The organism is Exiguobacterium sp. UBA1053 (genome assembly GCF_002316465.1).
In the GTDB taxonomy this organism is placed as follows: Bacteria; Bacillota; Bacilli; order Exiguobacteriales; family Exiguobacteriaceae; genus Exiguobacterium_A; species Exiguobacterium_A abrahamii.
Genome location: NZ_DCDO01000018.1, coordinates 241816 through 268200 on the forward strand (window position 1 = coordinate 241816; position 26385 = coordinate 268200).

27 protein-coding genes and 1 pseudogene are annotated in these 26385 nt (G+C 40.7%); 16 read left to right on the top strand and 12 right to left on the bottom strand.

Annotated elements, in window-relative coordinates:
* On the top strand, positions 1–2780 hold a 2780-nt coding region (locus B3G15_RS15010), incomplete at its 5' end, for an ABC transporter permease (RefSeq protein ID WP_290722144.1).
* 261 nt (positions 2781–3041) lie between these two features.
* Here the strand turns inward: B3G15_RS15010 and B3G15_RS15015 are convergent.
* Positions 3042–3332 carry a type II toxin-antitoxin system RelE family toxin gene (locus B3G15_RS15015; RefSeq protein ID WP_069940644.1) on the bottom strand — a complete coding sequence of 97 codons (291 nt, stop codon included), beginning with the start codon at positions 3330–3332 and terminating at the stop codon, positions 3042–3044.
* A 3-nt stretch (positions 3333–3335) separates the two neighbouring features.
* Positions 3336–3656 (bottom strand): hypothetical protein, encoded by a 321-nt coding sequence (locus B3G15_RS15020; RefSeq protein ID WP_069940643.1) that lies wholly within the window; start codon positions 3654–3656, stop codon positions 3336–3338.
* Positions 3657–4049: 393 nt separating this feature from the next.
* On the opposite strand from B3G15_RS15020, the pseudogene B3G15_RS15025 reads away from it, so the two are divergent.
* The 4 genes and pseudogenes from B3G15_RS15025 to B3G15_RS15040 all read left to right on the top strand — a co-directional run.
* A pseudogene (locus tag B3G15_RS15025) lies at positions 4050–4535 on the top strand (hypothetical protein); the annotation flags it as partial.
* 178 nt (positions 4536–4713) lie between these two features.
* Complete coding sequence (locus B3G15_RS15030) at positions 4714–5049, top strand: YolD-like family protein (RefSeq protein ID WP_069940641.1); 336 nt, start codon at positions 4714–4716, stop codon at positions 5047–5049.
* 220 nt (positions 5050–5269) lie between these two features.
* Positions 5270–5494, top strand: coding sequence for a type II toxin-antitoxin system RelB family antitoxin (relB, locus tag B3G15_RS15035; RefSeq protein WP_069940640.1), 225 nt, complete (start codon positions 5270–5272; stop codon positions 5492–5494).
* Positions 5491–5760 (top strand): type II toxin-antitoxin system RelE family toxin, encoded by a 270-nt coding sequence (locus B3G15_RS15040; RefSeq protein ID WP_290722148.1) that lies wholly within the window; start codon positions 5491–5493, stop codon positions 5758–5760. Before relB (B3G15_RS15035) ends, B3G15_RS15040 begins: the two co-directional genes overlap by 4 nt.
* Positions 5761–5994: 234 nt before the next feature.
* Here B3G15_RS15040 and B3G15_RS15045 read toward each other — a convergent pair whose 3' ends face one another.
* The gene (locus tag B3G15_RS15045; RefSeq protein ID WP_290722149.1) at positions 5995–8001 is read right to left on the bottom strand and encodes a heavy metal translocating P-type ATPase; all 2007 of its coding nucleotides are present in this window, start codon (positions 7999–8001) and stop codon (positions 5995–5997) included.
* Positions 8002–8433: 432 nt separating this feature from the next.
* Between B3G15_RS15045 and B3G15_RS15050 the strand changes: the two genes are divergently transcribed.
* Positions 8434–8937, top strand: coding sequence for a PCYCGC motif-containing (lipo)protein (locus tag B3G15_RS15050; RefSeq protein ID WP_290722151.1), 504 nt, complete (start codon positions 8434–8436; stop codon positions 8935–8937).
* Positions 8938–8974: 37 nt separating this feature from the next.
* Here B3G15_RS15050 and B3G15_RS15055 read toward each other — a convergent pair whose 3' ends face one another.
* The 3 genes from B3G15_RS15055 to B3G15_RS15065 form a co-directional block, all read right to left on the bottom strand.
* Entirely contained in the window at positions 8975–9655 is a 681-nt protein-coding gene (locus B3G15_RS15055; protein ID WP_047394277.1) for a response regulator transcription factor, read from the bottom strand.
* Between the two features lie 319 nt (positions 9656–9974).
* Positions 9975–10301, bottom strand: coding sequence for a four-helix bundle copper-binding protein (locus B3G15_RS15060; RefSeq protein WP_214725535.1), 327 nt, complete (start codon positions 10299–10301; stop codon positions 9975–9977).
* A gap of 91 nt (positions 10302–10392) precedes the next feature.
* Positions 10393–11925, bottom strand: a complete 1533-nt coding sequence (locus B3G15_RS15065; RefSeq protein WP_214725537.1) for a multicopper oxidase family protein — start codon at positions 11923–11925, stop codon at positions 10393–10395.
* A 170-nt stretch (positions 11926–12095) separates the two neighbouring features.
* Between B3G15_RS15065 and B3G15_RS15070 the strand changes: the two genes are divergently transcribed.
* Entirely contained in the window at positions 12096–12668 is a 573-nt protein-coding gene (locus tag B3G15_RS15070; protein WP_029343434.1) for a YdhK family protein, read from the top strand.
* 60 nt (positions 12669–12728) lie between these two features.
* On the opposite strand, the gene B3G15_RS15075 is transcribed toward B3G15_RS15070, so the two are convergent.
* Genes B3G15_RS15075 through B3G15_RS15090 form a run of 4 tightly spaced genes read right to left on the bottom strand, consistent with a single transcriptional unit; the run spans position 12729 to position 16311 of the window.
* Positions 12729–13400, bottom strand: coding sequence for a response regulator transcription factor (locus tag B3G15_RS15075; protein ID WP_029343435.1), 672 nt, complete (start codon positions 13398–13400; stop codon positions 12729–12731).
* On the bottom strand, positions 13397–14713 hold the full coding sequence (locus B3G15_RS15080) for a sensor histidine kinase (protein ID WP_050678843.1): 1317 nt from the start codon (positions 14711–14713) through the stop codon (positions 13397–13399). Before B3G15_RS15080 ends, B3G15_RS15075 begins: the two co-directional genes overlap by 4 nt.
* 52 nt (positions 14714–14765) lie before the next feature.
* The gene (locus B3G15_RS15085; protein ID WP_290722157.1) at positions 14766–15572 is read right to left on the bottom strand and encodes a hypothetical protein; all 807 of its coding nucleotides are present in this window, start codon (positions 15570–15572) and stop codon (positions 14766–14768) included.
* Positions 15573–15609: 37 nt separating this feature from the next.
* A complete protein-coding gene (locus tag B3G15_RS15090) occupies positions 15610–16311 on the bottom strand; it encodes a cytochrome c biogenesis CcdA family protein (protein ID WP_414651124.1) in 702 nt (233 codons plus the stop codon).
* A 226-nt stretch (positions 16312–16537) separates the two neighbouring features.
* Here B3G15_RS15090 and B3G15_RS15095 point away from each other — a divergent pair, with 226 nt between their 5' ends.
* From B3G15_RS15095 to B3G15_RS15110, 4 genes are all read left to right on the top strand, one after another.
* Positions 16538–17257, top strand: coding sequence for a peptidoglycan DD-metalloendopeptidase family protein (locus tag B3G15_RS15095; protein WP_029343438.1), 720 nt, complete (start codon positions 16538–16540; stop codon positions 17255–17257).
* Between the two features lie 183 nt (positions 17258–17440).
* Positions 17441–18016, top strand: coding sequence for a recombinase family protein (locus B3G15_RS15100; RefSeq protein ID WP_069940634.1), 576 nt, complete (start codon positions 17441–17443; stop codon positions 18014–18016).
* Positions 18017–18216: 200 nt separating this feature from the next.
* Positions 18217–18585 carry an ArsR/SmtB family transcription factor gene (locus B3G15_RS15105; protein ID WP_017474136.1) on the top strand — a complete coding sequence of 123 codons (369 nt, stop codon included), beginning with the start codon at positions 18217–18219 and terminating at the stop codon, positions 18583–18585.
* Positions 18578–20707: a heavy metal translocating P-type ATPase gene (locus B3G15_RS15110; protein ID WP_290722166.1), complete on the top strand. Its 2130-nt coding sequence runs from the start codon at positions 18578–18580 to the stop codon at positions 20705–20707. The genes B3G15_RS15105 and B3G15_RS15110 overlap by 8 nt, the downstream gene beginning before the upstream one ends.
* Before the next feature lie 200 nt (positions 20708–20907).
* Here B3G15_RS15110 and B3G15_RS15115 read toward each other — a convergent pair whose 3' ends face one another.
* Together B3G15_RS15115 and B3G15_RS15120 are read right to left on the bottom strand one after the other, a co-directional pair.
* Positions 20908–22446 (bottom strand): heavy metal translocating P-type ATPase, encoded by a 1539-nt coding sequence (locus B3G15_RS15115; RefSeq protein WP_290722168.1) that lies wholly within the window; start codon positions 22444–22446, stop codon positions 20908–20910.
* A gap of 2 nt (positions 22447–22448) precedes the next feature.
* Positions 22449–22781 carry an ArsR/SmtB family transcription factor gene (locus tag B3G15_RS15120; protein ID WP_081780456.1) on the bottom strand — a complete coding sequence of 111 codons (333 nt, stop codon included), beginning with the start codon at positions 22779–22781 and terminating at the stop codon, positions 22449–22451.
* Between the two features lie 194 nt (positions 22782–22975).
* Between B3G15_RS15120 and B3G15_RS16015 the strand changes: the two genes are divergently transcribed.
* From B3G15_RS16015 to B3G15_RS15140, 5 genes are all read left to right on the top strand, one after another.
* Positions 22976–23335 (top strand): copper resistance CopC family protein, encoded by a 360-nt coding sequence (locus B3G15_RS16015; RefSeq protein WP_069940631.1) that lies wholly within the window; start codon positions 22976–22978, stop codon positions 23333–23335.
* A 121-nt stretch (positions 23336–23456) separates the two neighbouring features.
* Entirely contained in the window at positions 23457–24548 is a 1092-nt protein-coding gene (locus tag B3G15_RS15125) for a copper resistance D family protein (protein ID WP_290722172.1), read from the top strand.
* A gap of 197 nt (positions 24549–24745) precedes the next feature.
* A complete protein-coding gene (relB, locus tag B3G15_RS15130) occupies positions 24746–24970 on the top strand; it encodes a type II toxin-antitoxin system RelB family antitoxin (protein WP_026829710.1) in 225 nt (74 codons plus the stop codon).
* Positions 24967–25236, top strand: coding sequence for a type II toxin-antitoxin system RelE family toxin (locus B3G15_RS15135; protein WP_058266059.1), 270 nt, complete (start codon positions 24967–24969; stop codon positions 25234–25236). The genes relB (B3G15_RS15130) and B3G15_RS15135 overlap by 4 nt, the downstream gene beginning before the upstream one ends.
* A 372-nt stretch (positions 25237–25608) precedes the next feature.
* Positions 25609–26304: an ABC transporter ATP-binding protein gene (locus tag B3G15_RS15140; protein ID WP_290722176.1), complete on the top strand. Its 696-nt coding sequence runs from the start codon at positions 25609–25611 to the stop codon at positions 26302–26304.
* Positions 26305–26385: the final 81 nt, after the last annotated feature.

The window sequence follows — 26385 nt, forward strand, 5'->3', positions numbered from 1 at the left end:
CAGCAGGATGGGAACCTACAGGAAATGCAGTAAAATCAGGTGTGTCTCCCCTTCCACTTGGAAAACAACCGTTATATGAGTATGGAAGTCAAGTCATGATTGCAGGGGTTGATCCCGAAGCGGAAGCCGCACTCGTCGGCTTGGACAAAGCGACGACCAAAGGAACCTATAGTAACTATTTTTCAAAAGATGATCAGGTCACCTCGTTCAGGGAAGATGGTGTCCAAATTCCGATCCTGTTGAACAATCGTGAATATGTCGATGCGTCGCGCATCTACACGTACGAAAAAGTGGAGCTGCCGTCGAAAAAGAAATCCATTAACGATCTGGTACAACAAGTCGAACAAGAAGGCGGAAAAAAATACTTACAGTCCTTACCGACAAGTGGTGCGAAACGTTATACGATTACGACACAAGATGTCCAGAAGAAGCTCGTCAATGATATTTTGAAACACACGTTACCGACCGCTGAAGAGACGAACAGCAATTCCTTTACATGGATTGCCTTAAAACCGTCTCCGATCGACTACCGTTCGATCAAAAGTCCTTACGCTTCACGTTGGCCGTTCACCTATCAAGTCCAACCGAAACAAGTCGACCAAGATTCCTTGCTCGCTAAACGCAGCATGTACCGGGAAGCACGCATGTTCGGAAAAGATAGCGTGGACTGGCCCAAAGTCAACTTGAACTATATCGGGGTCTTCGATCCGAAGAAATTGAATATCTCGAAAGACCCGCTGACAGAACTGCCGATGGAGACGTACTTTCCGTCGAAAGCCCAGTGGGTGATGGACAAGAATGAACGTCCCGTCAATCCGGTCCGAGACGTTAAACCAACAAATGATCCGTATGATTTCCTGACGAAACCACCGTCGATGCTGACGACACTCGCTGCTGCGTTTAAAATTCGTGGTGCCAAAGCGATTTCTGCCATCCGCGTCAACGTCAAAGGTGTCGAGACGATGAATGCTGCTAGCGAGAAGAAGCTCCAACAGGTGGCAGCAGAAATCGAACAGAAGACAGGTCTAATCACGGACGTGACACTTGGTTCCTCGCCGCAGCTCGCTTTGACCTATTTACCGGGTTTAAAAGACGAATCAGCACTCGGATGGGTCCAACAACCGTGGATCAAGCTCGGGTCCTCGATTGCCATCTTCCAAGAGGCAAAGGTCGGAATGAGCGGGATCATCGCCAGTGTCATCGCTGTCGCGCTCGTCTATGTCTTCAGCTCGAACATCATCCTGCTGTATGCACGAAAGAAAGAATTCGCGATCTTACTGTCGCTCGGTTGGCGTCCACGTCAACTCTCAAAACTGCTGTTCCTGGAAGCCACGATGCTTGGTACACTAGTAGCACTGATTTCATGGACGATTCTCGGTTCGTTCTGGATTACGACGGACAACCCGATTGCAATCGGTCGGATTCTGTTGATCGGTCTTGCTGGTTTACTCATTTACTGGGGTGGAACGCTCGTGCCGATGTCATTGATCCGGCGCATCAAACCATATGAAAGCATGCGCTCCGGTGAAGTCTCCAAAGGTCGTCGTTTCGTCCGCGCGCGTAGCGTGTTTGGGATGAGCATCAATCAACTTGTCACGTACTGGCAACGGACATTACTCTCCGTCGTCGCGATCGCCTTACCGACGAGTCTGTTCATCTTCTTCCTCTTCATCACGTTCCGCTTAAAAGGCGTCTTGTATGCGACGTGGCTCGGTGAATATGTCGCGCTTGAAGTCGGCACGATGCACTACGTCGCCATGGGAGTCTCATTATTAATCGCTATCCTGACGACAACGGAAATCATGTGGCAAAACGTCAATGAACGCAAGAGTCAACTTGCCGTCCTCAAAGCAACCGGCTGGCGGGATGGACAAGTTCGCTTACTTGTATTGAGTGAAGGAATGATCACAGGATTATGTGCTGGTGTGATCGGTCTTCTGACAGCACTTGGAATGATTGGCTTCGTTTATGGGCAATTCCCCGTTAAAGAGCTTGGTTTCCTTAGCGTCATGCTCTTGATTCCGGTGATTACCGGCGTGTTAGGCGCCTTGCTCCCCGCTCAGCGTGCCGTCCGGATCACACCGAATGCCGCACTCGGCAGTGTCGTCGAAAACACACAAGCTACAGAACGGCGTTTCAAATGGGCACTCGGATCCATCGCTGCTTCCTTGTGTGTCGGAGTGGCGAGTCTATTCCTGTTCGCCTCAACAGAATCTTCGACGACTACAGCAACACAGAGTACTCCACCTCAACAACAGACTAGTGGCCAAAAATTAAAGGATTTGACAACTAATACGAAAACATTCTCTGATAAGAAAACAGGCAAGCAGGATGCAGCACTTAAAAAACTAATGGAGAAAGGTGTTATTCAAACCTATCCGGGTGATCCGAAAGCAAAATATGAGCTATTTTATGCTAAATCACTCGTTCCAACACCAAAAGAACTGAATTTAAAAGAAAAGCCTGGTTATCGGTATATCACAATTCCTGTCTTTATGCACAACTCGGATACAAAAAGTAAAGGTGTATATTCAACTTACAGACCAGGAACATTTACGCTAACCTCGCTAGACGGAAAAGAATATTCTACCGTCGATTATGTCAATCATAACGAAAAAGCATTCAAGAACGGCTATCAATACTTCGCCCCGTATAAGTCAGTTGTCGACTTAGTTTATCAAGTACCCGTCGACAAAAAGACATTTGTTCTCTATGCAACCGACGAATCTATTCCAAAGGATACGACTGTAAAAATAGAACTTGATCAGAAAACTCAGTAAGTACGTTGTAATTCATTAAAAACATAAATCCAGTAGATAATTGATTTCTACTAGATTTATGTTTTTTTAACGACCATTATGCATACAAAAATAGTTAGTCTTTCACAAATGTGTATTCAGTTGATTTACTACACAATTTAAAGTTTATTAACTCATCTTTTTATCAATGTGTTTTTAATAGTCCTTTCTTATGTAAAAATACAAAAAAATCAGCGTATAGATACTTTTAAAGTGTCCGTACGTTGATCCTTTTCTTAATTATTAATCTAAACGTTGTTCTGCTGTTTTATAAATCTCATCTTTATCTCGTTTACCAATCGCTACAATTTGAATGATCTGGAGTTTACCCTCTACTTCTCTAAAAACAACGCGTAACCCCATCTTTCTGTTTTTTAATTTATTGCAATGTGCCAAGTTCCCACTGAGCGGCTGTCCTGCTGCCATTCCTACAGAAACGATGCGATTCAATGCTTTATCTACGAATACCTTTTGACTACCGTCGAGGTTATCGTAGTCCTCTTTCGAATACTGTGTCCACTCAAGCTGATACAATGATTACTCCCACCCATCCATTTCATCAATAGTCGTCGAGTGAGTTCCTTGTTCTCCACGGACTTCTGAATCGGTGTAGGTGCGGACATTTTTATTGGATAGTCGCATTTCGACTGTTAAATCATCCAATCGGCTGTACAAGTCTTCAATTTCTTTGTTGAGTGATTCGTATTGCTGTTGAGTCAGCATAACACCTGCAACTTTTTCACGGTTAAAAACATATACGCCGGCTGCTTCACGATCTGCTCTTTGAAATGCTTCCATAGGAGACCGTTTCACGTCAGATATAGAAGTGGTTGGAATATCAAGTATTCGCATTCTCATTATCATACCCTCCTCTTATTTCCTTTAGTATACACCGTTTAAAAGACTTTTAAAAGTCTTTTAAACACTCCTTTCAATTTTTATAATGTCTATATTAACTTCTCTTTTTAGAATAAAATCAAAAAAATCGGGTGCTCATTTATTTAGTTCTCTATTGTTTGATAGATGCTATTTAATCTGAGTACACGTTAATTCGTAATCAAAAGATTATTAAATGATCTTTAATTTTACATCTGCTTGAGTTTCTAATACATCGCCATCCTCACTAAAAAATGCATTCGAGTTCACATCATCCAGACCAAGAATTGTGTTTACTTTCAAGTCTCCATCTATAGAATTAACTGTAAAATTCGCCCCTTCTCCAATACGCTCAACACGGTATCGATTGACTGACACATCATCGCTGTTTCGCTCGGTGGCGTCTCGAATGCTTACGACATCACACCACAGGACAGCACCTTGAACCGTCATGGTGATCAGACGTACATGGAAGACGTCATCCGCAAGGCAGGTGGCGCGACGAACTTCGAGGCGCAAATCACTTATCCGGATACGTCGACGATGATCCCATCCGCGTATCAGTATACCTATACGGTCCGTGGGAACACTGTCGTCGACCGGTTCAAGAACGGTAACCCGGACGAGACGAATGCGGCACTCGGTCTGACGAAGAAAAAGGAGACGAAAACAGAATCGTCAGCGACGTCCTCTGCCGATACCACAGCGACCGAGGATGTCTCGCGCGTCGATACCGACGGCAATGGTCAAGTGACGATCCAGGAAGCGAAGGACGCAGGCTTTGCGATGCCAATCACGGAGAAGCACTGGTTGTACCAATATATGCGGGACAATGACTATGACGGTATGGTCGGAGAATGAATTCTCCACCCAATCGAATAGGCGAAACATATTAGGGCAGTGACGAGATACTCGTCGCGCCTTTTTTCGTTCCCAAAAACGGAGGCATTGATGAGACGTCGAAAAAGCGGATTGAAAACAGGAGAAACGAGGAACATAATAAGAACAAATGTTCTTATTATGAAAAGGAGTGGTTTTAATGAGTTATGAAGACCGAGGCAATAAGAAGTGGATCCCGTTCCTCATGCCCGAACACAAAGGATTGCTAAAACGCTATTACCAAGAGGTCCATCATCTCAAGTTCGAGGATACGGAGGGACCAATCGACGGGACGATCGAGAACGCGTTGAACGACGCCATCTTCAGCGGTGACATCGTCACGGTGACGGCGATGAACGGTCTGTTGACGCATCGTTTCGATGCCTTCGTCGAGAAGCTCGACTATGTGCAAGAGGAGGTCTACCTAGTCAAACGAAATCTCGACGTCGAGATTGTTCCTTTCAAGCAAATATTGAGCGTCACTCTATCGGGCTGAAAAAATCATGGTCATCGATTGCCTAAACATAGTCAAAATTAAGATAGAATGACTATGTTTAGAACAATTTGAACATGATTCAATCTATTCAATCGTACTCATTCATGATATTCAGTAGCCGGGTTTCATCTCGCAGAGAATGTTCATTCTGAATCATCATCAATTCTATGTACTAAAAGCTCAATTTGTATTACAACGTATTACAAAGGAGCTGATAATCATGAGTACCATTTCCGTACGTCTGGATGATCAGGATACACGACTCATCAAGGAATATGCGAAAGCAAAGAACATCACGATTTCTACACTCGTTCGCGATGCTGTCCTCGACCGCATCGAAGACGAAATCGATTTGCAACTCTATCATGATTCGATGGCAGCACACCGTAAAAAATCAGAAGCGATCTCTTTCGGCGATATGATGAAGGAACTTGATTTAGAATGACAGCATATACGGTGGAGTTTGAGCGCGGAGCCCAAAAGTCTCTCAAGAAGATGGATCCCCAACAAGCGCGGATTATCATGTCCTGGATCAAGAATAATCTGGTCGGAACGGATGATCCGCGTCGTCATGGTAGAGGGCTCGTCTCGAACAGATCGGGTGAATGGCGTTATCGCATTGGCGACTATCGTCTTATTGCTGACATCCAGGATGAAAAAGTCGTGATCTTGATTCTTGAAATTGGACATCGTCGTGATATCTATAAATAAGGCAGTTAGAACTCGCATCTGAGGAAATATGTGAGTTTTCTTTTTTGTCTATTTAACGACCGTTTTATATAATGATTGCAATAAAAATTTGTTCTTTATATAAATCATCATCATCATATATTCTAATAAAATTAAAATCGCGTGTAAAAAGTCTTCGAATACTCATAGACTTTTTACACGCGATTAAATTCAGTGCTTCGCTACTAATAAGTTCTGAAATCACTTCAAATGATTTCATATTTTTAACGTTCTAGCATTTACAGCAACAATGACGGTGCTAAGACTCATTAGTACTGCCCCAATGGCTGGGGATAAGATCACACCATAGGGAGCTAGAACGCCGGCTGCTAGTGGTATTGTTATAACATTATAACCAGCTGCCCACCATAGGTTTTGAATCATTTTGTTATAAGTGCTTCGGGAAAGTTCAAGGATAGAGAGAACATCTTTCGGATTACTTCTGACCAGTACGATATCAGCGGTTTCGACTGCCACGTCGGTTCCACTACCAATCGCAATCCCTACGTCAGCTTGTGCCAGTGCGGGTGCATCATTAATGCCATCACCCACCATGGCTACTTTCCTACCTTCCAATTGAATGTTCTTTACTTGTCTTGATTTATCATCAGGTAAAACTTCTGCATGAACTTCGTCAATACCCAACTGTTTGGCAACCCAATGTGCAACCTTTTTATTGTCACCAGTGAGCATGATTGAATTTATGCCTTTATTTTTAAGAGCAGTCACAGTCTCTTTCGCTTCTTCTCTTACTAAATCAGCAAGTGCAATCATTCCTAGTAATTGCTTGTTTTTCAATACAAATATGACAGTCTTTCCTTCTTCAGATAATTTTTCAAAAGCGAGCTCATCAACCGTTATTTTTTCTTGACGAATATATCGAGGACTCACTACACGAATTAACGTACCCTCTACTTTCCCTTCCAATCCGACTCCTGTAATAGACATAAAATCTTCAATCGACGGAAGTGATAGTTGTAGCTCTTCTGCTCTTTTTACTACACCTTTAGCAAGAGGATGTTGTGATGAACGTTCGACTCCCGCTGCTAGACGAAGTAGTTCGTTTGAGGAAATTTCATCAACCGGCATCAAATCCGTCACACCAAAATTACCTTGCGTCAAAGTACCTGTCTTATCAAAAATAATGGCGTCTAATTTCCGTGCCTCTTCAAACTGCGTCCGATTTCGAATCAATAAACCTTTCTTAGCAGACAGCGCCGTCGAGACAGAGACGACCAATGGCGCTGCAAGTCCTAGTGCATGGGGACACGAAATAACCATGACAGTCACCATACGTTCGATAGCAATGCTGAGCGGATATCCTAATGCAAGCCAAATGATAAATGTCAACACACCGGCAAAAACAGCGACATAGAAGAGAATTTTTGCTGCACGATTCGCTAAATTTTGTGTTTTAGATTTAGATGTCTGCGCTTCGCTGACTAATTCGATCACTTTCGATAAATACGTGCCTTCACCTGTATTTTTCGTTTCAACAGTCAAGCTTCCTTCTTGATTAATGGAGCCAGCAATTACGTGGTCGTCCATTTTCTTTTCGATGGGAAGAGATTCACCTGTCAGCATCGATTCATCAACTGTTGTTGCTCCTTTTATTATCTTACCGTCAACTGGAACTTGCTCCCCAGGTTTGATCAGAATCACGTCACCAGTCTGTAATTCCGACACCGCAATATCTTCTATTTTTTCATCATCAATTCGATGCGCAATACTGGGTAACAATTTGACTAATTCTTGTAGCGCGTTAGACGCGCCCATGATTGACTTCATTTCAATCCAATGTCCTAAAAGCATAATATCTATGAGCGTTGCTAACTCCCAGAAAAAGTCATGTCCCTCTCCTAGACCTAAGATGATGCCCACACTATAAAAGTATGCAACACTAATCGCTAAAGCGATCAACATCATCATCCCCGGATTTTTTTGTTTCATTTCGTCTAAGCTACCTTTTAAGAACGGCCATCCACCGTAGAAGTAGACAATTGTGGATAGCAAAAGCAAAACAACGTCGTCATATGGAAAGCTAATGTTGATACCCGACCATTCTTGAATCATTTTGGAAAGTAGCAGGATTGGAATGGTCAACATTAACGATACGAGAAATCTTTTCTTGAAGTCTCCGATCATTCCTTCATGTTCATGATGTGAAGCACTCATTTGTTGGTCTTCATGATGAGTATGTTCGTGATGGATATGGTGATTCATAAGAAAACCTCCTTTTACGTACTATATACCTGTATGGTGTATATAGAGAGATCATGACTATATAGAGCTACATCTCGTTTTTACTTCCAGTTAAACTTATATATATAAATATAAAATGTATTTTGACACACTAAAAAATAAAAATTATCATACAAGTATAGGATATATTTTAAAAAATGAGACCATTTGTTTGAATAGGACTATTTAGCGCCAAAATCACAAGTACTGAAACTTTAAAAAGAATTAAAGGACAAGTTCGAGGTAGACATCAAATGATTGATGACAATTCATGAATTAACTGAACTAATGAAGACTATGGTCAAATGAACGAATAGGTACTATCGTGAACAGACAAATGAGCTAATACAAAAAACGCAATTAAAAAGCTTTGTTTTATGCACCTACAAAATTATCTCTAAGGAGAATCCAATCGTGAAACTTAACATACTCTTAAAAAGCGTAAGTCTTATTAGCCTATCCTTGATTGCGGTCGGCTGTGCTCAATCCCCGATGAAGTCTTCTACTCCTAATCATTCAAAGGAGGTAGATCATGCGAAACATATGAGCGGTGACAAGATTGAAGAAACATCATCATCGTTGATACTTCCCACGTTTTTAAAAACTCAACCTGAAGATGTACGAAATGTTTATCAAGCTGTAGGGAAAAATCGTAAACTACTAGAGAAAATACCTTGCTATTGCGGTTGCGGTGAAACAGTCAATCATAAAAATAATTATGATTGCTTTATAGAAGAAAACGCGACGAATGGATCGGTGAAATGGACAAGTCACGGAATGACATGCAGCACCTGTCTCGAGATTGCTGTAAAGTCTATTTTGAAGCAACGGGACGGAGAATCGGTTAAAGATATTCGTTCTGCAATCGATTCTTCATATAAAGATGGATACTCGAAGCCGACACCGACTCCCTTATGATTTTTATGATGACACTTTTGCTCCTATAGCAAGAGTGTCATTTCGTTTCATCCTCACTCCAACGATATCCTCTCCCCCAAATTGTTTTCAGATGCCTATCGATCGGGTAATCTAACTCTCTTAACTTTTCTCTAATCATCTTAATATGAGAATCAACTGTCCTCGGATCCGATTCTGACGTATAAGACCAAACGAATTCATAAAGCTCTAGTCTGTTGAACAGCCTTCCAGGATGTTGAAGGAATAGTCGCAGTAATGCATGTGCTTTTGGTGTAAAGTCAATCGACTTGCCATCTAGTAAAATTAAATTGTTGCTCTCATCGAACGTAAGTCCGTGGTAGATAACGGGTTCTTTTGCTTTCCTTCTCATGACAGACCGAACTCTTGCTAAAAGTACGTCCCCGTTAAACGGCTTTGTGACATAATCTGTAGCTCCAGCATCTAGTCCTTTGACGATGGATTCAGCATCATTTAGAGCCGTTATCATGATGATAGGGACTTCCGGGTGAGAATCCGTTATTTTCTTACATACTTCGAATCCATCGTACATTGGCATCATTACATCCAATAAAATCAAATCGAAGGTTTCTTTTTTCACTTTCTCTAAAGCTTCGATCCCATCATTCGCCATACTACATTCATATCCTATTGGTTCTAGATAGAGTCTTAATAATTGCCTCATTCTTATTTCATCATCAACAATTAATATTTTATCCATCCTAGTCACCACCTCTTACATTAAAATTTTTTAATAATAAATGATTGTTAGTCTATTTCCTCATAAATTTCACGAACTTTCTATATAATCAATTCAACCTATAGAATGGAGTTGATTTTCATGAAAGTGTTTATGAAGAGTTTGATCGTTATCCTCTATGTATCCTTATTTTCTCTCACCATACTACTGGTCTATAAAGGTTATGAACTTTTTCATAACTAAGTATCTTAGTGCTTATAAATGAAAGAGCATCAGCTTTTTAGCTCATACCTTTTTCGGCATGGCGACATAGATGCTCCTTCATTTTTAACACTTCGCTTTAAGCAATTAATTTACGACAGACTTTTGCACATTCATTACAGGCCTCAGCGCACTTTTTACAATGATCATGATCATGTTTCGAACATTCGTCGGCACATCTTTCACAAATTTCAACACAGCTTCTTGCAAGAACATCAATATTGCTGCTGTTTCGAGAAATAGCTTGTACTAAAAGACTACAAATTTCAGAACAATCTCTGTCTAGACGTATACACTCTGCCATCGAAGAAATATGATGTTCACTCAAACACGCATCAAAGCATTCATTACAAGTCACTATACAGTTGTGTAGGGCACCTAAGATTTCTTGTTGTCCAGTATTCATTCTAAAATACCTCCATTTTCCGTCTTTTTTGACTTACACAAAGCCTATTTCCTTAGTTTGTGAAAAAAAGATGAAAACATTCACCTATTTTTTAGTCCACTTTCAACTGACCCATCATTCCGTTCTCTTCATGTTCAAGGATATGGCAATGGTACATGAATACCCCTTTTTCCTTGAAAGTCATCTGAATCTTAACTCGTTCATCTGGTTTTATAGCGATAGTGTCTTTTAGACCTGCTTCTTGATTATCTAGTTTCTGTCCGTTTCGCTCTAATACTTTGAATTGGACTCCATGAATGTGGAAGGGATGAGTCATTCCACCCATCATGTCTTTTTTATTATAGACCTCCCAAATTTCGGTTTCTCCTTGTTTCGCTTTAATATCGATTCTCTTCTCATCAAACTTTTTCCCATTGATTTCAACATTTTTGCCCATCCCGAAAAGAGTTAACTTTTGATTCACTGTAGACAAGGTCTTTAGCGGCTTTTCATATCCACTTTTCGGCGCCAATGCACTTAGGTTCGTCCCTTGTTTATCCTTCAGCTTGAAGTTAACGACCCTTACTCCATTCGTCTCAAATGAAACAGTCTCACCAATTTTTCTTTTTGAAAAGTCTACCAATACCTCTATACGTTCGCCTGGACTTAATTCAATTTTCTTTACGTTTTTCGGTTTTGAGATGTAACCACCATCATCAGCAATTTTTTTAAAGGATGAACCGTCAGATAGCTTCACTACGTAGTTACGTGCATTGGAGCCATTTATCAATCTGACTCTAAGTTGCGAATATTTTACGTTGAAATATGGATTAATCGTACCGTTTACGAGGAGGGTATCGCCTAAAGCCCCATCTGTTTTTTCTACATCAGCATATCCAAGGACATTCCTGTTTTTAACTTTTCGATCTTGAAGAATTAATGGAATATCATTTTCACCATATTTTTGAGGTAGCATCGTCTCTTTAGTTTTTTCATCCTTTACGTACAACAATCCTGCTAACCCCTTGTATACTTGTTCAGCAGTTTTCCCCATTGGATGTGGATGAAACCACAATGTCGATTCATCTTGCTTCACTTTAAACTTTACTACCTTCGTTTCACCAGCTTTCACGACTTGATGTGGTCCGCCATCTACGGATGATGGTACAACAAGACCGTGCCAATGGAATGTAGTCGCTTCTGATAAGCGATTCACCGTACGGATTGTTACCATTTTTCCTTTTTTCAATTCCACTACAGGACCTAAATAATTTCCGTTATATCCTAGAGTTTCAGTTTTTTTACTATTTCGGAAGAACTGTGTCTCTCCTTGTTTAGCGACAATCGTGTATTGAATGGAATTCTTGGTTTCACGATCGGATTTTAGCATCTTAGGGATGTTCAATCGTCGCTCTTTTTCTTCAGTTGATTTTAAATCGACACTCGCGCCATGTCCCATACCTTCCATCATGGTCTGATTTGTAGTAGTGTTCCCTACATTCATCATAGATTCCATATGCTGTTTGTTATTTGGCATAGTACCTCGGGTAAAAAGTAAATACGAACCGCCCACTATCATCATGAGAGTAAAGATACCGATAGTTGCGATTAACCATCTTTTCTTCACATGGATCATTCCCTTCATTTAATTATTTTCTTTAACTTAAAGAATGATTGTGAAAAAAATATGTCTTTCCACCCATGAATTTTATATTTTTTTCAATGTGTTACTTTTCTGCTCTCTGCAATGTTTCTGCAAATTTATGTGATAAAGTCTATGGAAAGCATAAAAAAAAACACTTGGAGGTAATTTTTATGAAATTAAAGAAAAAGATTTTTATGACAACTATGGCTGCTTCGCTTTCTTTAGCACTCGCTGCGTGCGGAAGCAATGGTGATGATTCTAAATCAACAGGAAGCATGGATAAAAATATGGACGGTATGGATCATTCGACGATGGACATGTCTGGATCGAAAGAGGTTCCGAAAGGGCTCCAAGAGGCTAAAAACCCTAAATTTAAAGTTGGCGACATGGCGATGATCAAAGAAGCACATATGGAAGGCATGAAAGGGGCCGAGGCTAAAATTGTAGGAGCTTATGATACTACTGCTTATAGCATTTCTTATGACCCTACAAATGGCGGGAAACGCGTCACGAATCATAAATGGATTATTCAAGAAGAGATTGTAGATGCCAAGTCATCTCCTTATGAAGTAGGCGATGAAGTAAAAGTAGACGCGGATCATATGAAAGGAATGAAGGATGCTACGGCCACTATCGACTCAGCTAAGCAAACAACAGTGTATATGATTGATTTCGAATCGACTACAGGTGAAGAAGTGAAAAATCATAAATGGGTGACTGAAGACGAACTATCTGCAGAATAAACGATAAACAAGAGAGGAACGGTTTTTTAACCGTTCCTCTCTTGTCTTATTTCTCCTTATTTAAGGAACCCACTTGTAACCAATTCCCCATACTGTGCGAAAGTGTTCTTCAATAGGAAACTCGAGTTTCCTAAGTTTTTCTCTTAAGTTTCTTACATGAGAGTCGACCGTTCGTTCATCTGTCCACTCATTTGCTAACCATAAACTTGAGAGTAGTTCCTCTCTTGAATAGACACGTTCTGGATTTTTTAATAACTTAGCAAGTAATGAAAATTCCTTTGGCGTGACTTTGACTAAATGATTATCATAATACAGCTCATGGGCGTCTTCATTTAAGATTAGACCCGACGATTCGATTTTTGATCCTGAAGAAACTGTAGTTCGTCTGAAAATCGATTGAATTCTTGCCTTCAATTCCGCCTCGTCGAACGGTTTCACAATGTAATCATCTGCTCCCAGTTGTAATCCTTTTACGATTTCTTCTTTTCCGTCGAGTGCTGTCAATAAAATGATTGGTACATTCGAAACTTCCCTTATCCTTTGACAGGTCTCAAAACCATCCATTAAAGGCATCATCACATCCAATATGATTAAGTCAGGCTCATCTACATCAATCAAGTTCAATATCTCTCTTCCGCTGTTCAGCTTAATACAGGTATAACTGTCTTGCAGATAGAGTTCAATCAGTTCTAACATTCGATTCTCATCATCTACCAAAGCAATGGTTCTCATCCTGGAATCCCCCTCAAGTCAATGACAACTTTCAGCCCGTTTTCTACATTAATAGCTACGATGGTCCCTTTGTGCGCTTCAACTATTTCTTTCGTGATAGCCAAACCGAGCCCAGTACCTCCTGTTTCACGATTTCGTGAAGAATCTACTCGATAAAAACGATCAAAAAGATACGGGAGTGATTGCTCATCCACACCACCACCTTCATCCGTAACTTCAATAAAGTTTTCATCAAGTTTTAAAAATACGCGTTTGTTCGCATGTGTATATTTTAGCGCGTTATCCAGTAAATTTAAGAGAACCTGATCAAATCTAGCTTGGTCTATCTCTTTGTAGATGGGAGTTTTATTAATTTGAAGAATTAATTTCACTTGTTTCTCCTCAAATTTAAAAATTATTCTTTCACTGATTTTTTTTAAGAAATCATTCATCTCTGTGATCTGAGGATCTATTTGAAAATGTGGCTCTTCCAATCTAGCAAGTTCAAACAAATCCTCAATCAGTTCTTGAAGTCTTTCGGATTCCTCATAGATAATATCTCCAAATCTCGATTCGTCTTTTTTGAGGAGTCCTGCATATCCCTTAATGTAGGTAATCGGCGTACGCAATTCATGTGTGATTGAAGTCAGAAATTGCTTTCTTGTATTTTGAATGTGACGTAAATCAACAGATAACTTAGTGATCGCTCGTGCTAAATCTCCTACTTCGTCGCTTCTCTCAGCTTCTCTGATTTTCAGCACCTCGCCTTTACTTAACTTTACCGTTGCCTCTTTCATTGATAAAAGTGGCTTTATAATGATATAACTCAAAAAATAAACACTTACTAATAGAAAAAGTACTAACAAGAATAGAGAGAACACTACTTGTTGTTTCAATTCCCCCATCAAATGCTGTATATACTTCGTCGGCTCTAACATGATTATTTGACCGCCATCTTCAATGTTACTCACCGTCACTAAAAATTTGCCCTCTCTCCAATTACCTTCTACGATTCCATCCTTTTTTTGAATCCAATCCGGGTTCAAAAATTGTTCAGCGTCGTTAGATGAATCGACGACTTGATTATTTTTGTCTAAGATAATCACATCAGTCATCGCCTTTTCCTCCATTAAAACAACGTGTTCAACTGTTTGCTTGTCGAAGTTAGTGGAAAGAACATCTCGATGACTATTGCCTCTCTCTTGAAGGCTCTCCAGTTCACTTTCTACTTGTTGATGCTCAAGAATGTTGTATACAATAGCAGATGAGAGAATGAAAATCATGAGAATCCCGAAAAAATAAAATAACGTTATTTTAAATGAAAGTTTATTCATAAAGTACCTTTCTCATTTAAGATGATTACATATAAAAACAAACTGTTGAGATTTAGAAAAGAAAGTATTCTTCATTTAGGCGATACACAAAAGAGCTTTTATCATTTGATTCTTTTAAAAGGACAATTCCTTGAATATTGCTCCACAAATAATTAGCGAAATCATAATCACTAAAAATAGCCTCACGAGTAGAATGCGTCATGAAACATTCTATTTTTGTAATCGTATACATTCCCTCCGAATCACGTTGATAATCGAAAGAAAAAGAACCCTTTATATTAAGCCTTTGAGCAATTATTGCTACGCACTCCTCTAAAATCGAGTTGGCAAACACCTCGTATGAAAGAACAGTATCTTGGTACCGTTCATACTCTTCTCTCATAAAACAGCAAATCACTTCACTAGATCGATAATCGACATATGCATCAATTTTCCCCACCTTTACACCTTCAGGCGCATTCTTTATCTGGTCAAAAGAATAAGTGAAGGTATTACCTTGAACCGAAAATGAATCATGAAGTACTGTTTTATCCCAGTCAAAGGATGTTATAAACGCTACGTTATTTTTTCTCATTTTCAACTTATGTTTTGATAACGTAGATGCTTCTTGTTCGCTTAAAGGGATAATCCAGCCTATTTCTTGAGAAGTACAATATTCAATCAGATTACTAATATACCCTTCTTCTGATTCTTTTTTTGAAAATGAATCAAAATATTTAAAATCAGGAAATAGCTTTCGAACCCATCCTTCTTTTGAAGAAATATGAATATCTATACTTACAGGTTTAAGTTGTTTTATGTTCTCCATCACTTTCCAGTTTTCCTCTACTCCTATTATCAGGACATTTTCACGAGACATTTACGATGCATCTCCTTTCGAAATAGAAAATAGAGCGTCAGAACCCTCTAAACCCTGTAAAATCAATCAATATTGTAGTTAGTTTCGTCAGACCATCGAAATACAATATGATACCTAATAAAATCATAAACCAGCCACCTATTTTCATAACCTTTGAAGAATAATTCATTAAGTATCTGGATTTCCCGACCAAAAACGACATCAAGAAAAATGGAATAGAAAAACCTAGTACATAAAAGAGCATATATAAAAATCCATTACTAGGATTCGTGGCGATCAAAGCAATAACTCCAGCGAGGATTGGTCCTGTACAAGGAGTCCATCCAGCAGCCGATCCGACTCCGACAATAAACGTTCCGATATAACCACGCTTTCTTTTTCCTAAGTTCATTCTTCGCTCTTTAAGTAAAAATATTGGGGTCCACAGACCAGTTAAAATAACACCGAATATGAATAAAATAAGTGCACCGCTCATCCGTAGAACATCTTTATACACTATAAAAAAATCAGCCAAATATGACGTTGAAAAACCCATCACTAAAAATACGCTCGAAAATCCAAGTAAGAAAACGAATGTATGGGGAACACCATTCCAGTTCCACTTTTTATTTACTTTTAACTCTGTAACTGAAATTCCTGTAATGTAAGATAGAAAAACAGGATACAAAGCTAGACAACATGGCGAGATAAAAGATAAAAACCCTGCTCCAAAAGCTAACAAAAAAGATAACTCCATCAAATTCCTCCCGAACTCTAAAAAATAAATCTTTTTTAAGATGTATAAAAAAGAAATGTGTTTAATTTTAAACATAAAATCTGTTTGTGAAAAAACTATGCATTTTTTGATTAAATCTCGTATCAATTTTTGAAATGAATTTGATACACTTTTTTGTAATATAGTGATGCTATACTCCTTTTAACAAATCGTTTGTCACCGTATCTTTATCTTTAAAGGAGTACAACTAATGAAAAACAAGGTAATACTTATCGCTTCTAGCGTCTTACTCACAACAACTTTTTCAATGCATAGCCCAAAAGTTGAAGCAAGTAGTGCATATAAAGTAAAAGTAAAGACAGACAATCTCCGTGTTCGGACTGGTCCTTCTCTCAATTACAATATAGTCGGCGTGACTAACACTGGTCAGACTTTTTCTTATTTAGGAAAAAAAGGAGCTTGGACAAAAGTACTTTACAAAGGGAACACACGGTATATCTATAGTTCTTACCTAAAAAAATATAAGAGCCACGTTGCAAAAAAAATGACGTATAATGAGTCTCTTTTTGCTTCTCCTACTAAAGGAAGGCTGACCCAAGGATACGGAAAATCTAATGGCGCTTACGGTTATACATTCCATAATGGCGTTGATCTAGCTGCAACAAAAGGCACACCTGTCTATGCTTCTGCGAGTGGAAAAGTCACTACCTCTAAAAACAGCGGTGCATATGGTAAACACGTTATGATTTCACATAGTCTAAAGAATCAAAAATACGTAACCGTTTATGCTCATATGAATAGTCTTTCGGTAAAAAGTGGTCAGACAGTCTCTAAAGGTATGAAGATTGGAACAGTTGGGAATACAGGAAACTCGTTCGGAAATCATTTACACTTTGAGATTCATAAAAACAGTTATAAATACAGCAGTTATTCTGCAGCGAATAGTGTCAACCCATTGAACTATTTGTAACCTAAAAAAAGAAGAGAGGATGTCCTAAGACAGCATCTTTTCAGATCATAGAAAAACCCTCATTTCGACGTCGAAATGAGGGTTTTTCTATGATCTGAAGCGACTTCATCAAGTCATTTATTTTGAAGTGGATTGCTGTGATCTAGCGTCTCATAAGACTTGTCTCAAAAGTGAGGTGATATTTTGCGGAAAATTGGTTATGTACGTGTCAGTTCAACTAGTCAAAACCCTTCAAGACAATTTCAGCAGCTAAGCGAATTCGGAATGGATATTATATACGAAGAAAAAGTTTCTGGGGCAACGAAGGAACGTGAGCAACTTCAAAAAATGTTAGAGGACTTACAAGATGGTGACACCATTTATGTTACAGATTTAACTCGAATTACTCGTAGTACACAAGATTTATTTGAATTGATCGATTACATACGAAGGAAAAAAGCCAGCTTAAAATCACTCAAGGATACATGGCTAGATTTATCAGAGGATAATCCATACAGCCAATTCTTAATTACAGTAATGGCTGGTGTTAACCAGGTAGAGAGAGATCTTATCCGTATGCGTCAACGTGAAGGGATTGAGCTGGCTAAGAAAGAAGGAAAGTTTAAAGGTCGGATAAAGAAATATCATAAAAATCATGCGGGAATGAATTATGCAGTAAAGCTATATAAAGAAGGAAATATGACTGTAAATCAAATTTGTGAAATTACAAATGTGTCTAGGGATTCATTATATAGAAAGCTATCGGAAGAGAACAAATAGTTCAGTCCTATTCCATTAATTGGCCAGATAATGTTATGTACTTAAAGTCTTATGCAGTTTGGTTATTTTGTTATTAGAATTGGGTACTCCAATTCTTTTTTTATGAATTTTTTTACTCATTCAAATAAACACTTGAATGAATTATTAAAAATGGTTATACTATATTCAAATAAACACTTGAATGATATTGGGGTGAGAATGTGATTAAGAAAGATACTTGTGAAATTTATTGTTATGACGAAGAAAAGGTCAATCGAATACAAGGTAATTTACAGACAGTAGATATTTCTAGTGTTGCCCAAATGTTAAAAGCTATTGCAGATGAAAATAGAGCAAAAATTACCTATGCTTTATGTCAAGATGACGAACTGTGTGTGTGTGATATAGCAAATATTATAGGTGTTACGGTTGCAAATGCCTCTCATCACCTGCGAACGCTCCATAAGCAAGGGATTGTTAAGTTTCGAAAAGAGGGAAAACTTGCATTTTATTCATTAGATGATGAGCATATCAGACAAATTATGATGATTGCATTGGCACATAAGAAAGAGGTGAAGATCAATGTCTAGTGGGAAAGCAAAACTGTCTGAAGAAGAAATGAAAGCCTATCGTGTTCAAGGATTTACTTGTACTAACTGTGCAGCCATTTTTGAAAATAATGTTAAAGAACTTCCCGGTGTTCAGGATGCGAAAGTAAATTTCGGAGCATCTAAAGTTTATGTTAAAGGGACGACAACCATTGAAGAATTAGAAAAAGCAGGAGCATTTGAAAATTTAAAAATTCGAGATGAAAAAGAACAAAGGGTAGAACGAGAACCTTTTTGGAAGCAGAAAGAAAACATTAAGGTATATATATCAGCTATTTTACTTGTAGTTAGCTGGTTCTTAGGAGAGCAGTATGGTGAAGAGCATGTTCTATCGACAATTGGTTATGCAGCGTCCATTTTAATCGGTGGATATTCGTTATTCATTAAAGGTCTCAAAAATCTAAGCAGATTAAATTTCGATATGAATACGCTTATGACTATTGCAATTATAGGAGCTGCAATCATTGGTGAATGGGGTGAAGGGGCAACCGTTGTTATCCTATTTGCGATTAGTGAAGCATTAGAGCGTTATTCAATGGATAAAGCACGTCAATCTATTGAATCTTTAATGGATATTGCCCCAAAAGAAGCGTTAATTCGACGAGGCAATGAAGAAATGATGATTCATGTTGATGATATTCAAGTTGGAGACATCATGATTGTTAAGCCCGGTCAAAAGTTAGCAATGGATGGAATAGTGGTTAAAGGTACATCGACATTAAATCAGGCTGCGATTACAGGTGAAAGTGTTCCAGTAACGAAAACCACAAATGATGAAGTATTTGCAGGAACCTTGAATGAAGAAGGGTTACTTGAGGTTAAAGTAACAAAACGAGTTGAAGATACTACTCTTTCAAAAATCATTCACTTGGTAGAAGAAGCCCAAGCAGAACGGGCCCCTTCTCAAGCGTTTGTCGATAAATTTGCAAAATACTATACACCAGCTATTGTCATACTAGCTCTTTTAATTGCGGTAGTTCCACCATTATTTGGCGGAGACTGGAGCCAATGGATTTATCAAGGCTTAGCTGTATTAGTGGTTGGTTGTCCTTGTGCCTTAGTAGTCTCAACTCCAGTTGCTGTGGTTACAGCAATAGGAAATGCAGCGAAAAATGGTGTTTTAATTAAAGGTGGTATCCATTTAGAAGAAGCAGGACACTTAAAAGCGATAGCCTTTGATAAAACAGGAACATTAACCAAAGGTATTCCTGCTGTAACAGACATTGTGACATATGGTAGAAATGAAAATGAATTAATGACCATAACAGCAGCCATTGAAAAAGGATCACAGCACCCTCTTGCTTCAGCGATTATGCGAAAAGCAGAAGAAAATGGATTAAAATTCAACGAAGTAACAGTAGAGGATTTTCAATCCATTACAGGTAAAGGCGTTAAAGCCAAAATAAATAATGAAATGTATTATGTGGGAAGTCCAAATCTTTTTGAGGAATTACACGGAAGCATTTCAAGCGATAGGAAAGAAAAAATTGCCGATATGCAAACTCAAGGTAAAACGGTGATGGTGTTAGGAACAGAAAAAGAAATTCTTTCGTTTATTGCCGTAGCCGATGAAATGAGGGAATCGTCTAAAGAAGTTATCGGCAAGTTGAACAATATGGGAATCGAAACAGTGATGCTAACAGGCGATAACCAAAGAACGGCAACAGCCATCGGAAAACAAGTTAGTGTTTCGGATATTAAAGCTGACTTACTTCCAGAAGATAAGCTTAATTTTATTAAAGAACTTCGAGAAAAACATCAAAGTGTGGGGATGGTCGGAGATGGCGTGAATGATGCTCCAGCCCTTGCGGCATCTACCGTTGGTGTAGCAATGGGTGGTGCTGGAACTGATACAGCTTTAGAAACGGCTGACATCGCCTTAATGTCTGATGATTTGAGTAAATTGCCATATACAATAAAATTAAGCCGTAAGGCTTTAGCAATCATCAAGCAAAACATTACCTTCTCTTTGGCGATTAAATTAGTGGCATTACTTTTGGTCATGCCCGGTTGGTTAACACTTTGGATAGCTATATTTGCTGATATGGGAGCAACTTTACTTGTAACATTAAACAGTTTACGCTTATTGAAAATCAAAGAATAGGTTCTAAAATGGGCGTCAACTATCGGGTGCGATCATTGAAAACAATGTTATGCTTCAAAAGGGATATCAACAGGAAATATACAACTAAAGGACGCTTTAACTGAGCAACGGAAAAAGCCAAATTTCTCAATTGATGTTGAGAAATTTGGCTTTTTAGTATGGGAATTTCCTTAGCATTGTAAATCCGCATTTTCCTGACGCTACCCCTTATAGAACCACTCTCCCCAACTACCAAGTTGGAGTAAAGGTGGGACGATCATCAGCAACAATGCACCTAGGAAGACGAACGGTGTATACACTTTCGCGAAACGATCGATGAACGCTTCACTCGGTGCTTTATTATCCTGCGCTTCCTCGACCAGTTCAATGATGTGCGCAAGCGTCGTCTCTTGATACGTCTTCTCGACGATCATGTCGAACGAACGATCCATGTTGAGCGTTCCGGCAAATACGTGATCGCCTTCCTTCTTATCGACAGGAATCGATTCGCCCGTGATCGGTGCTTGATTGATGGTCGTCGTCCCGTTCAGGATCGTGCCGTCCAGTGCAACCTGATCACCTGGTCGAATCCGGAGGATTTCTCCGACTCGCACCGCTTCCACCGGTTTACGTCTAGCGTCCCCGTCCGTCAGCACGAAGGCTTCCTTCGGAGACAGTTCAATCAGTTTCTGAATGGAATTGCGCGTCCGCGCAAGGGAGCGATTCTGAAGCAAATTGCCGATGGCAAAGAGGAAGACGACGGTCGCTCCCTCGAGCCACTCCCCGATACATGCGGCACCGATGGCTGCTACGCTCATCAATACGTTCATGTCGAGTGAGCGGGCACGGACGGCATAATAGGCACTCCGGAAAACTCTCCCCCCACTGAGGATCAAGGCGATACCGTACAAAACATTCGGAAGATACGCTACTCCGCTCGTTTGGATGAGCAATCCCAGACCAATCAAAATCCCGGACAGGATCAAGGAGATCCCCTCGAACGACCGGACCGGTGCCTCGGACGTTTTCTTTCCCTTGACGTATCCATCGAAACCGATCTTGTTCAGCTCGCTTTGGACTTGTCGAGCATCCAGATGATGGTCGATTTCCATCTCCCCACGGGCAAACGAAACTGTGACGGTCTGGACATTTTGCATCTTTTGAAAGTGTTGTTCGATCGTCTTAGCACAGCTACTACAGTCCATCCCGGAAACGGTGAATGTTTGGACGAGCTGATCTGATTTATCGGGAAGGATGAGATGGAATCCTAATTTTCGGACTTCCTCCCCTAAACGACGATCATCTGGTTCTTCTTCACTGTCGATCTTCAGACGAGCAGCACCATATTGGACGGACACTTGCTGGTACTCCGGTATCGTCGCCAACCCCTTCTCTAGCGTCGCGGCGCAAGAGGGACAATCCATCCCTTCTATTCGGTAGGTATACGTCGCACGAGTAGCGAGGTTCGATGCTGATCCAGGGCTACTCGAGGCGCAACATGACGCATCGTCCGGATTCACCTTCTCCAGTGGCACCTTACTACAGCATGTCTCCGTATCGTTAGGCGGAGACTCAGAAGGTTCCGTTTGTAACGACGTACCCGCTAATTCGGAGGTCGTACAACAACTTGTCTGATCAGCCTTTCCACGTTGCGTGTCCGCGCTCGAGGTACAGCACGTCGTTGTCGGTAAAGAAGCGTTCTTCCCTTCTTTTGGAGCGCTCTCCTTCGAAGAGTCATTGTTACAACAGGAACTTGCCATCTTTACGCCTCCTCGATGTGATGTTCACAACAAGCAGATTCCTGACCGATTTCTAACGTCAGTTCTCCAAACAGTCGCAATAATTCTCGTACGGTATCGTTTCGCAACGAGTAGTACCCGAACTTCCCTTGTGTCCGTTTTTGAATCAATCCGCATCCTTTTAGACACGCCAAGTGTTGCGAGACGTTGGACTGATTTCCTTGAATCGCTTCGACGATTTCCGTGACGGTTTTCTCTCCGTCACGGATACATTCTAAGATCTGCAATCGTGTCTTATTAGAAAAACCATGTACGACCCTTACCTTTAAGTCCAATGGTTCCAGTAATTGTTCCAAAATATTCACTCCTTTTTCATATTCGAATCCGCTAATATATTATCATCATATTAGTATTTCCTAATGTAAGCGTCAAAAAAATAATGGACTGGATTTTCTTCCTTATCTTATCGACCATACATACCTACACATGAAGGAGTTGACACGATGTATCAAAAAAGCTTTCTCCTTTTGTTGCTTACGGGCGCATTATAGTGGTTCCCTCCGCACATACCGGGCTGGAATCTTCCACTCCGGGAGCGAATCAGACTGTTCAACCAACTGACAAACTGACCCTCCGTTTTGAATCCGAGATCGAGGCTGGCGGTAGTCTTCAAGTATCCGCCGTGGATGCTTCCGACATCCTTGAGGGGACGTTCACTCAAGAAAACGAACGGATGATTTTGACACTTGACCGTCCCATGGCGCCAGGGAAATACCAGGTCGATTGGAAAATCATCGGGACAGATGGACATCCGATCAATGTACATATACATTCACTGTCGTATCAAGTAATACTACGTCCGAACCAGAAGAGGAGACATCATCTGTTCAAAAGGAAACGAAAAAAGTAGCACCTTCTCAGGTCACTACTCGCACGACGGAAGATGGCAGATTTCCCTTCTGGATTGCCGGAGGCTTGTTCGTCTTGGCGTTGTATGGTTTCTACCAGATTATCCTGAAGGGGCGGAAGCGATGACCGCGCTCTATCTGATCGACGATACGCTCCTCTACGGTTGTCTTGCGCTGTTGATCGGTTTCTTTTCCGTCCAGCTCATCCCTCGTTCTTACCGACCTGACGTATCGCTTTCAATCCGCTGGGTTCGCATGCTCATCGTGCTGATGCTGTTATCCTTTTCCCTGTCCGTCTTACGAATCGTACTGTATTTATATGAAGAGATCGGTTTTTGGATAACACTGCGATCCGTGTTACTTACATTCGAGGCAAGGAACGCTTGGATTCTGATGGCTCTCTGGAGTGTACTCCTTCTCATCGTCATCAATCGTGCATCACTCAGTCCTGGACGTATAAAACTAGGGGTATTCCTTGTTATGGCGATGGTCGTTACGTTCGCGTGGTCCGGGCACCCCTCTAGCATCAAAGGGGCAGAAGGCATGCTCGTACATTCTATTCACGCACTCGCCGTCTTCATCTGGACCGGTGGATTGCTCATACTCGGCTTTTGGAGTCCATCAGATCGTAACTGGGGCATCTTCCTCGAATGGTTCAAACCACTCGTGACGCTATGTTTCTTACTGATCGTCGGTTCCGGCATCTATCTGATGTCTGTCGTCGTGCAGGTAGAGGAGTATTCCGATTCCTGGATTTTACCGTATGGACAAGCCTTACTCTGGAAACACGTCCTGATTCTACCCGTGCTGATCATCGGTATCATGAACGGGAAGTGGAGTTACGCGTCTCCTGAACGATCGTTTGAAGTCCGACGGATGCGGATGGAAGGCATCTTGATCCTGCTTCTCTTCACAGCTACTGCGTGGCTCGGTCAACAGGAACCCCCTCACTCGATCAAGGATACTCTTCAATCCAGCGGGGCTGGTCCACTGTCAGGGTTTCTTTTCCCTAGCTTGCGTTTCACCTATTCTGATATCCGGTTCGAGCCGACCATGATATCCCTCTTCTTGATGGCAATCAGCCTCCTTTTCGTGGGATTGTTGGTGTACGTCATCCGATCAACCCAAGACTCCATCAAGACCCTCTATCTTGGATTAGGCGTCTCGATCTCATTATTTTTCGCAGCGTTGTATAGCATTTCCGTGTATTTATGATCCTCCACATGAGCATTTCAGCGTGTGCGACGTCTTATACAAAAAGAAAGGCACGCGATACAGCAGCCTTTCTTTTTTCATACTTATTCATCATTTTCATACTAGTTGTAACAGGTTCAATCCTATTTTAAATCGGTGCCATTTCTAGACTACTACTGGAATATGTATTACAATGTATTACAAAGGAGCTGATAATCATGAGTACCATTTCCGTACGTCTAGATGATCAAGATACACGACTCATCAAGGAATATGCGAAAGCGAAGAACATCACGATTTCTACACTCGTTCGCGATGCCGTCCTCGACCGTATCGAAGATGAAATCGATTTACAACTCTATCATGATTCGATGGCAGCACACCGTAAAAAATCAGAAGCGATCTCTTTCGACGATATGATGAAAGAACTTGATTTAGAATGACAGCATATACGGTAGAGTTTGAGCGCGGAGCTCAAAAGTCTCTCAAGAAGATGGACCCTCAACAAGCGCGGATCATCATGTCCTGGATCAAGAAGAATCTGGTCGGGACGGATGATCCGCGTCGTCATGGTAGAGGGCTCGTCTCGAACAGATCGGGTGAATGGCGTTATCGCATCGGTGATTATCGTCTGATTGCTGACATCCAGGATGAAAAAGTCGTGATCTTAATTCTCGAAATAGGACACCGTCGAGATATTTACAAATGATCGTCGTGAAGAATATTTAAATACTTAACCTTTCAAATAGCATAGCTACTATAAAAGGAAGTCCACATCATTTCTCAGATGTGGACTTCCTTGTTTCATTTTGCTTGTCTTGACACGGAAGTTATCTGTATTCGTATGTAATATTAACTGATACCTACTTGATGAGCAGGAACAAAGATATTCATTATTCAAAGAGTAGAACGAATATGTTTACTAGAATAGATTCATTACTTCGAAAATTGACTTATTTTTCAGATATTTCTGTATTTTTACGGTTTAATAAGAGTGTTTTTATGATTATAATAGGAAAGTAATGGATTTTATAACTTACATATGGGATTAAATAACTATTACTTTTAGGAGGTAAGGTACATGGCTTATTCGTTTACGTGCAAAAGTATAACGAAATCGTTCCAGACAGGTGAAAACGAGACGTTCGCATTACACGACATCCAGCTCGACTTCGCCGAAGGTGACTTCATTTCGATTATCGGACCTTCCGGTTCTGGTAAGTCGACGTTGCTCAGTATTCTCGGGACACTCGATACTCCGACTTCAGGCGAATTACTGTTTGATGCAAAAGACATCTCCAAATTGAATGCGAAGCAACTCTCGGACTTCCGCTTCGAGAATATCGGTTTCATCTTCCAGCAGTTTCATCTCATCCCGACGCTGACGGCACTCGAGAACGTGCTCGCTCCGCTCTTCGGACGCAAGGTCGACTATGATAAGGAAAAACGGGCACTTGAGCTCCTCGAGGAGGTCGGACTCGCAGACAAGATTCACTCTCTCCCTTCGCAACTTTCTGGTGGACAACAGCAACGTGTCGCCGTCGCCCGCGCTCTCATCCATCGCCCGAAGTGGTTGCTCGCGGATGAACCGACTGGGAATCTTGACACAGCAACCGGTGAGGTCATCTTCAGTCTATTAACGAAACTGAACCGTGAGAACGCCTGTGGCGTCTTCTTCGTCACGCATGATCCTGAACTCGCCGCACGCGCGAACCGGACGATCACGATGAAAGATGGTCGGGTTGTTGATCCATCGGAGGTCCCTGCCTATGCTTAAGTTCATCTGGAATTCGTGGTGGCGTAACAAAGAACGATTCATTCTCCTTCTCGTCGGTGTCCTGATCGTCAGTACCGGACT

Excerpts from the sequence above, each read along its gene's own strand:
- B3G15_RS15020 (WP_069940643.1), bottom strand. The coding sequence starts at position 3,656 with ATGAGAATGCGAATACTTGATATTCCAACCACTTCTATATCTGACGTG.
- B3G15_RS15030 (WP_069940641.1), top strand. The coding sequence starts at position 4,714 with ATGAGTTATGAAGACCGAGGCAATAAGAAGTGGATCCCGTTCCTCATG.
- relB (WP_069940640.1), top strand. The coding sequence starts at position 5,270 with ATGAGTACCATTTCCGTACGTCTGGATGATCAGGATACACGACTCATC.
- B3G15_RS15040 (WP_290722148.1), top strand. The coding sequence starts at position 5,491 with ATGACAGCATATACGGTGGAGTTTGAGCGCGGAGCCCAAAAGTCTCTC.
- B3G15_RS15045 (WP_290722149.1), bottom strand. The coding sequence starts at position 8,001 with ATGAATCACCATATCCATCACGAACATACTCATCATGAAGACCAACAA.
- B3G15_RS15055 (WP_047394277.1), bottom strand. The coding sequence starts at position 9,655 with ATGGATAAAATATTAATTGTTGATGATGAAATAAGAATGAGGCAATTA.
- B3G15_RS15060 (WP_214725535.1), bottom strand. The coding sequence starts at position 10,301 with ATGAATACTGGACAACAAGAAATCTTAGGTGCCCTACACAACTGTATA.
- B3G15_RS15065 (WP_214725537.1), bottom strand. The coding sequence starts at position 11,925 with ATGAAGGGAATGATCCATGTGAAGAAAAGATGGTTAATCGCAACTATC.
- B3G15_RS15070 (WP_029343434.1), top strand. The coding sequence starts at position 12,096 with ATGAAATTAAAGAAAAAGATTTTTATGACAACTATGGCTGCTTCGCTT.
- B3G15_RS15075 (WP_029343435.1), bottom strand. The coding sequence starts at position 13,400 with ATGAGAACCATTGCTTTGGTAGATGATGAGAATCGAATGTTAGAACTG.
- B3G15_RS15080 (WP_050678843.1), bottom strand. The coding sequence starts at position 14,713 with ATGAATAAACTTTCATTTAAAATAACGTTATTTTATTTTTTCGGGATT.
- B3G15_RS15085 (WP_290722157.1), bottom strand. The coding sequence starts at position 15,572 with ATGTCTCGTGAAAATGTCCTGATAATAGGAGTAGAGGAAAACTGGAAA.
- B3G15_RS15095 (WP_029343438.1), top strand. The coding sequence starts at position 16,538 with ATGAAAAACAAGGTAATACTTATCGCTTCTAGCGTCTTACTCACAACA.
- B3G15_RS15110 (WP_290722166.1), top strand. The coding sequence starts at position 18,578 with ATGTCTAGTGGGAAAGCAAAACTGTCTGAAGAAGAAATGAAAGCCTAT.
- B3G15_RS15115 (WP_290722168.1), bottom strand. The coding sequence starts at position 22,446 with ATGGCAAGTTCCTGTTGTAACAATGACTCTTCGAAGGAGAGCGCTCCA.
- B3G15_RS15125 (WP_290722172.1), top strand. The coding sequence starts at position 23,457 with ATGACCGCGCTCTATCTGATCGACGATACGCTCCTCTACGGTTGTCTT.
- relB (WP_026829710.1), top strand. The coding sequence starts at position 24,746 with ATGAGTACCATTTCCGTACGTCTAGATGATCAAGATACACGACTCATC.
- B3G15_RS15135 (WP_058266059.1), top strand. The coding sequence starts at position 24,967 with ATGACAGCATATACGGTAGAGTTTGAGCGCGGAGCTCAAAAGTCTCTC.
- B3G15_RS15140 (WP_290722176.1), top strand. The coding sequence starts at position 25,609 with ATGGCTTATTCGTTTACGTGCAAAAGTATAACGAAATCGTTCCAGACA.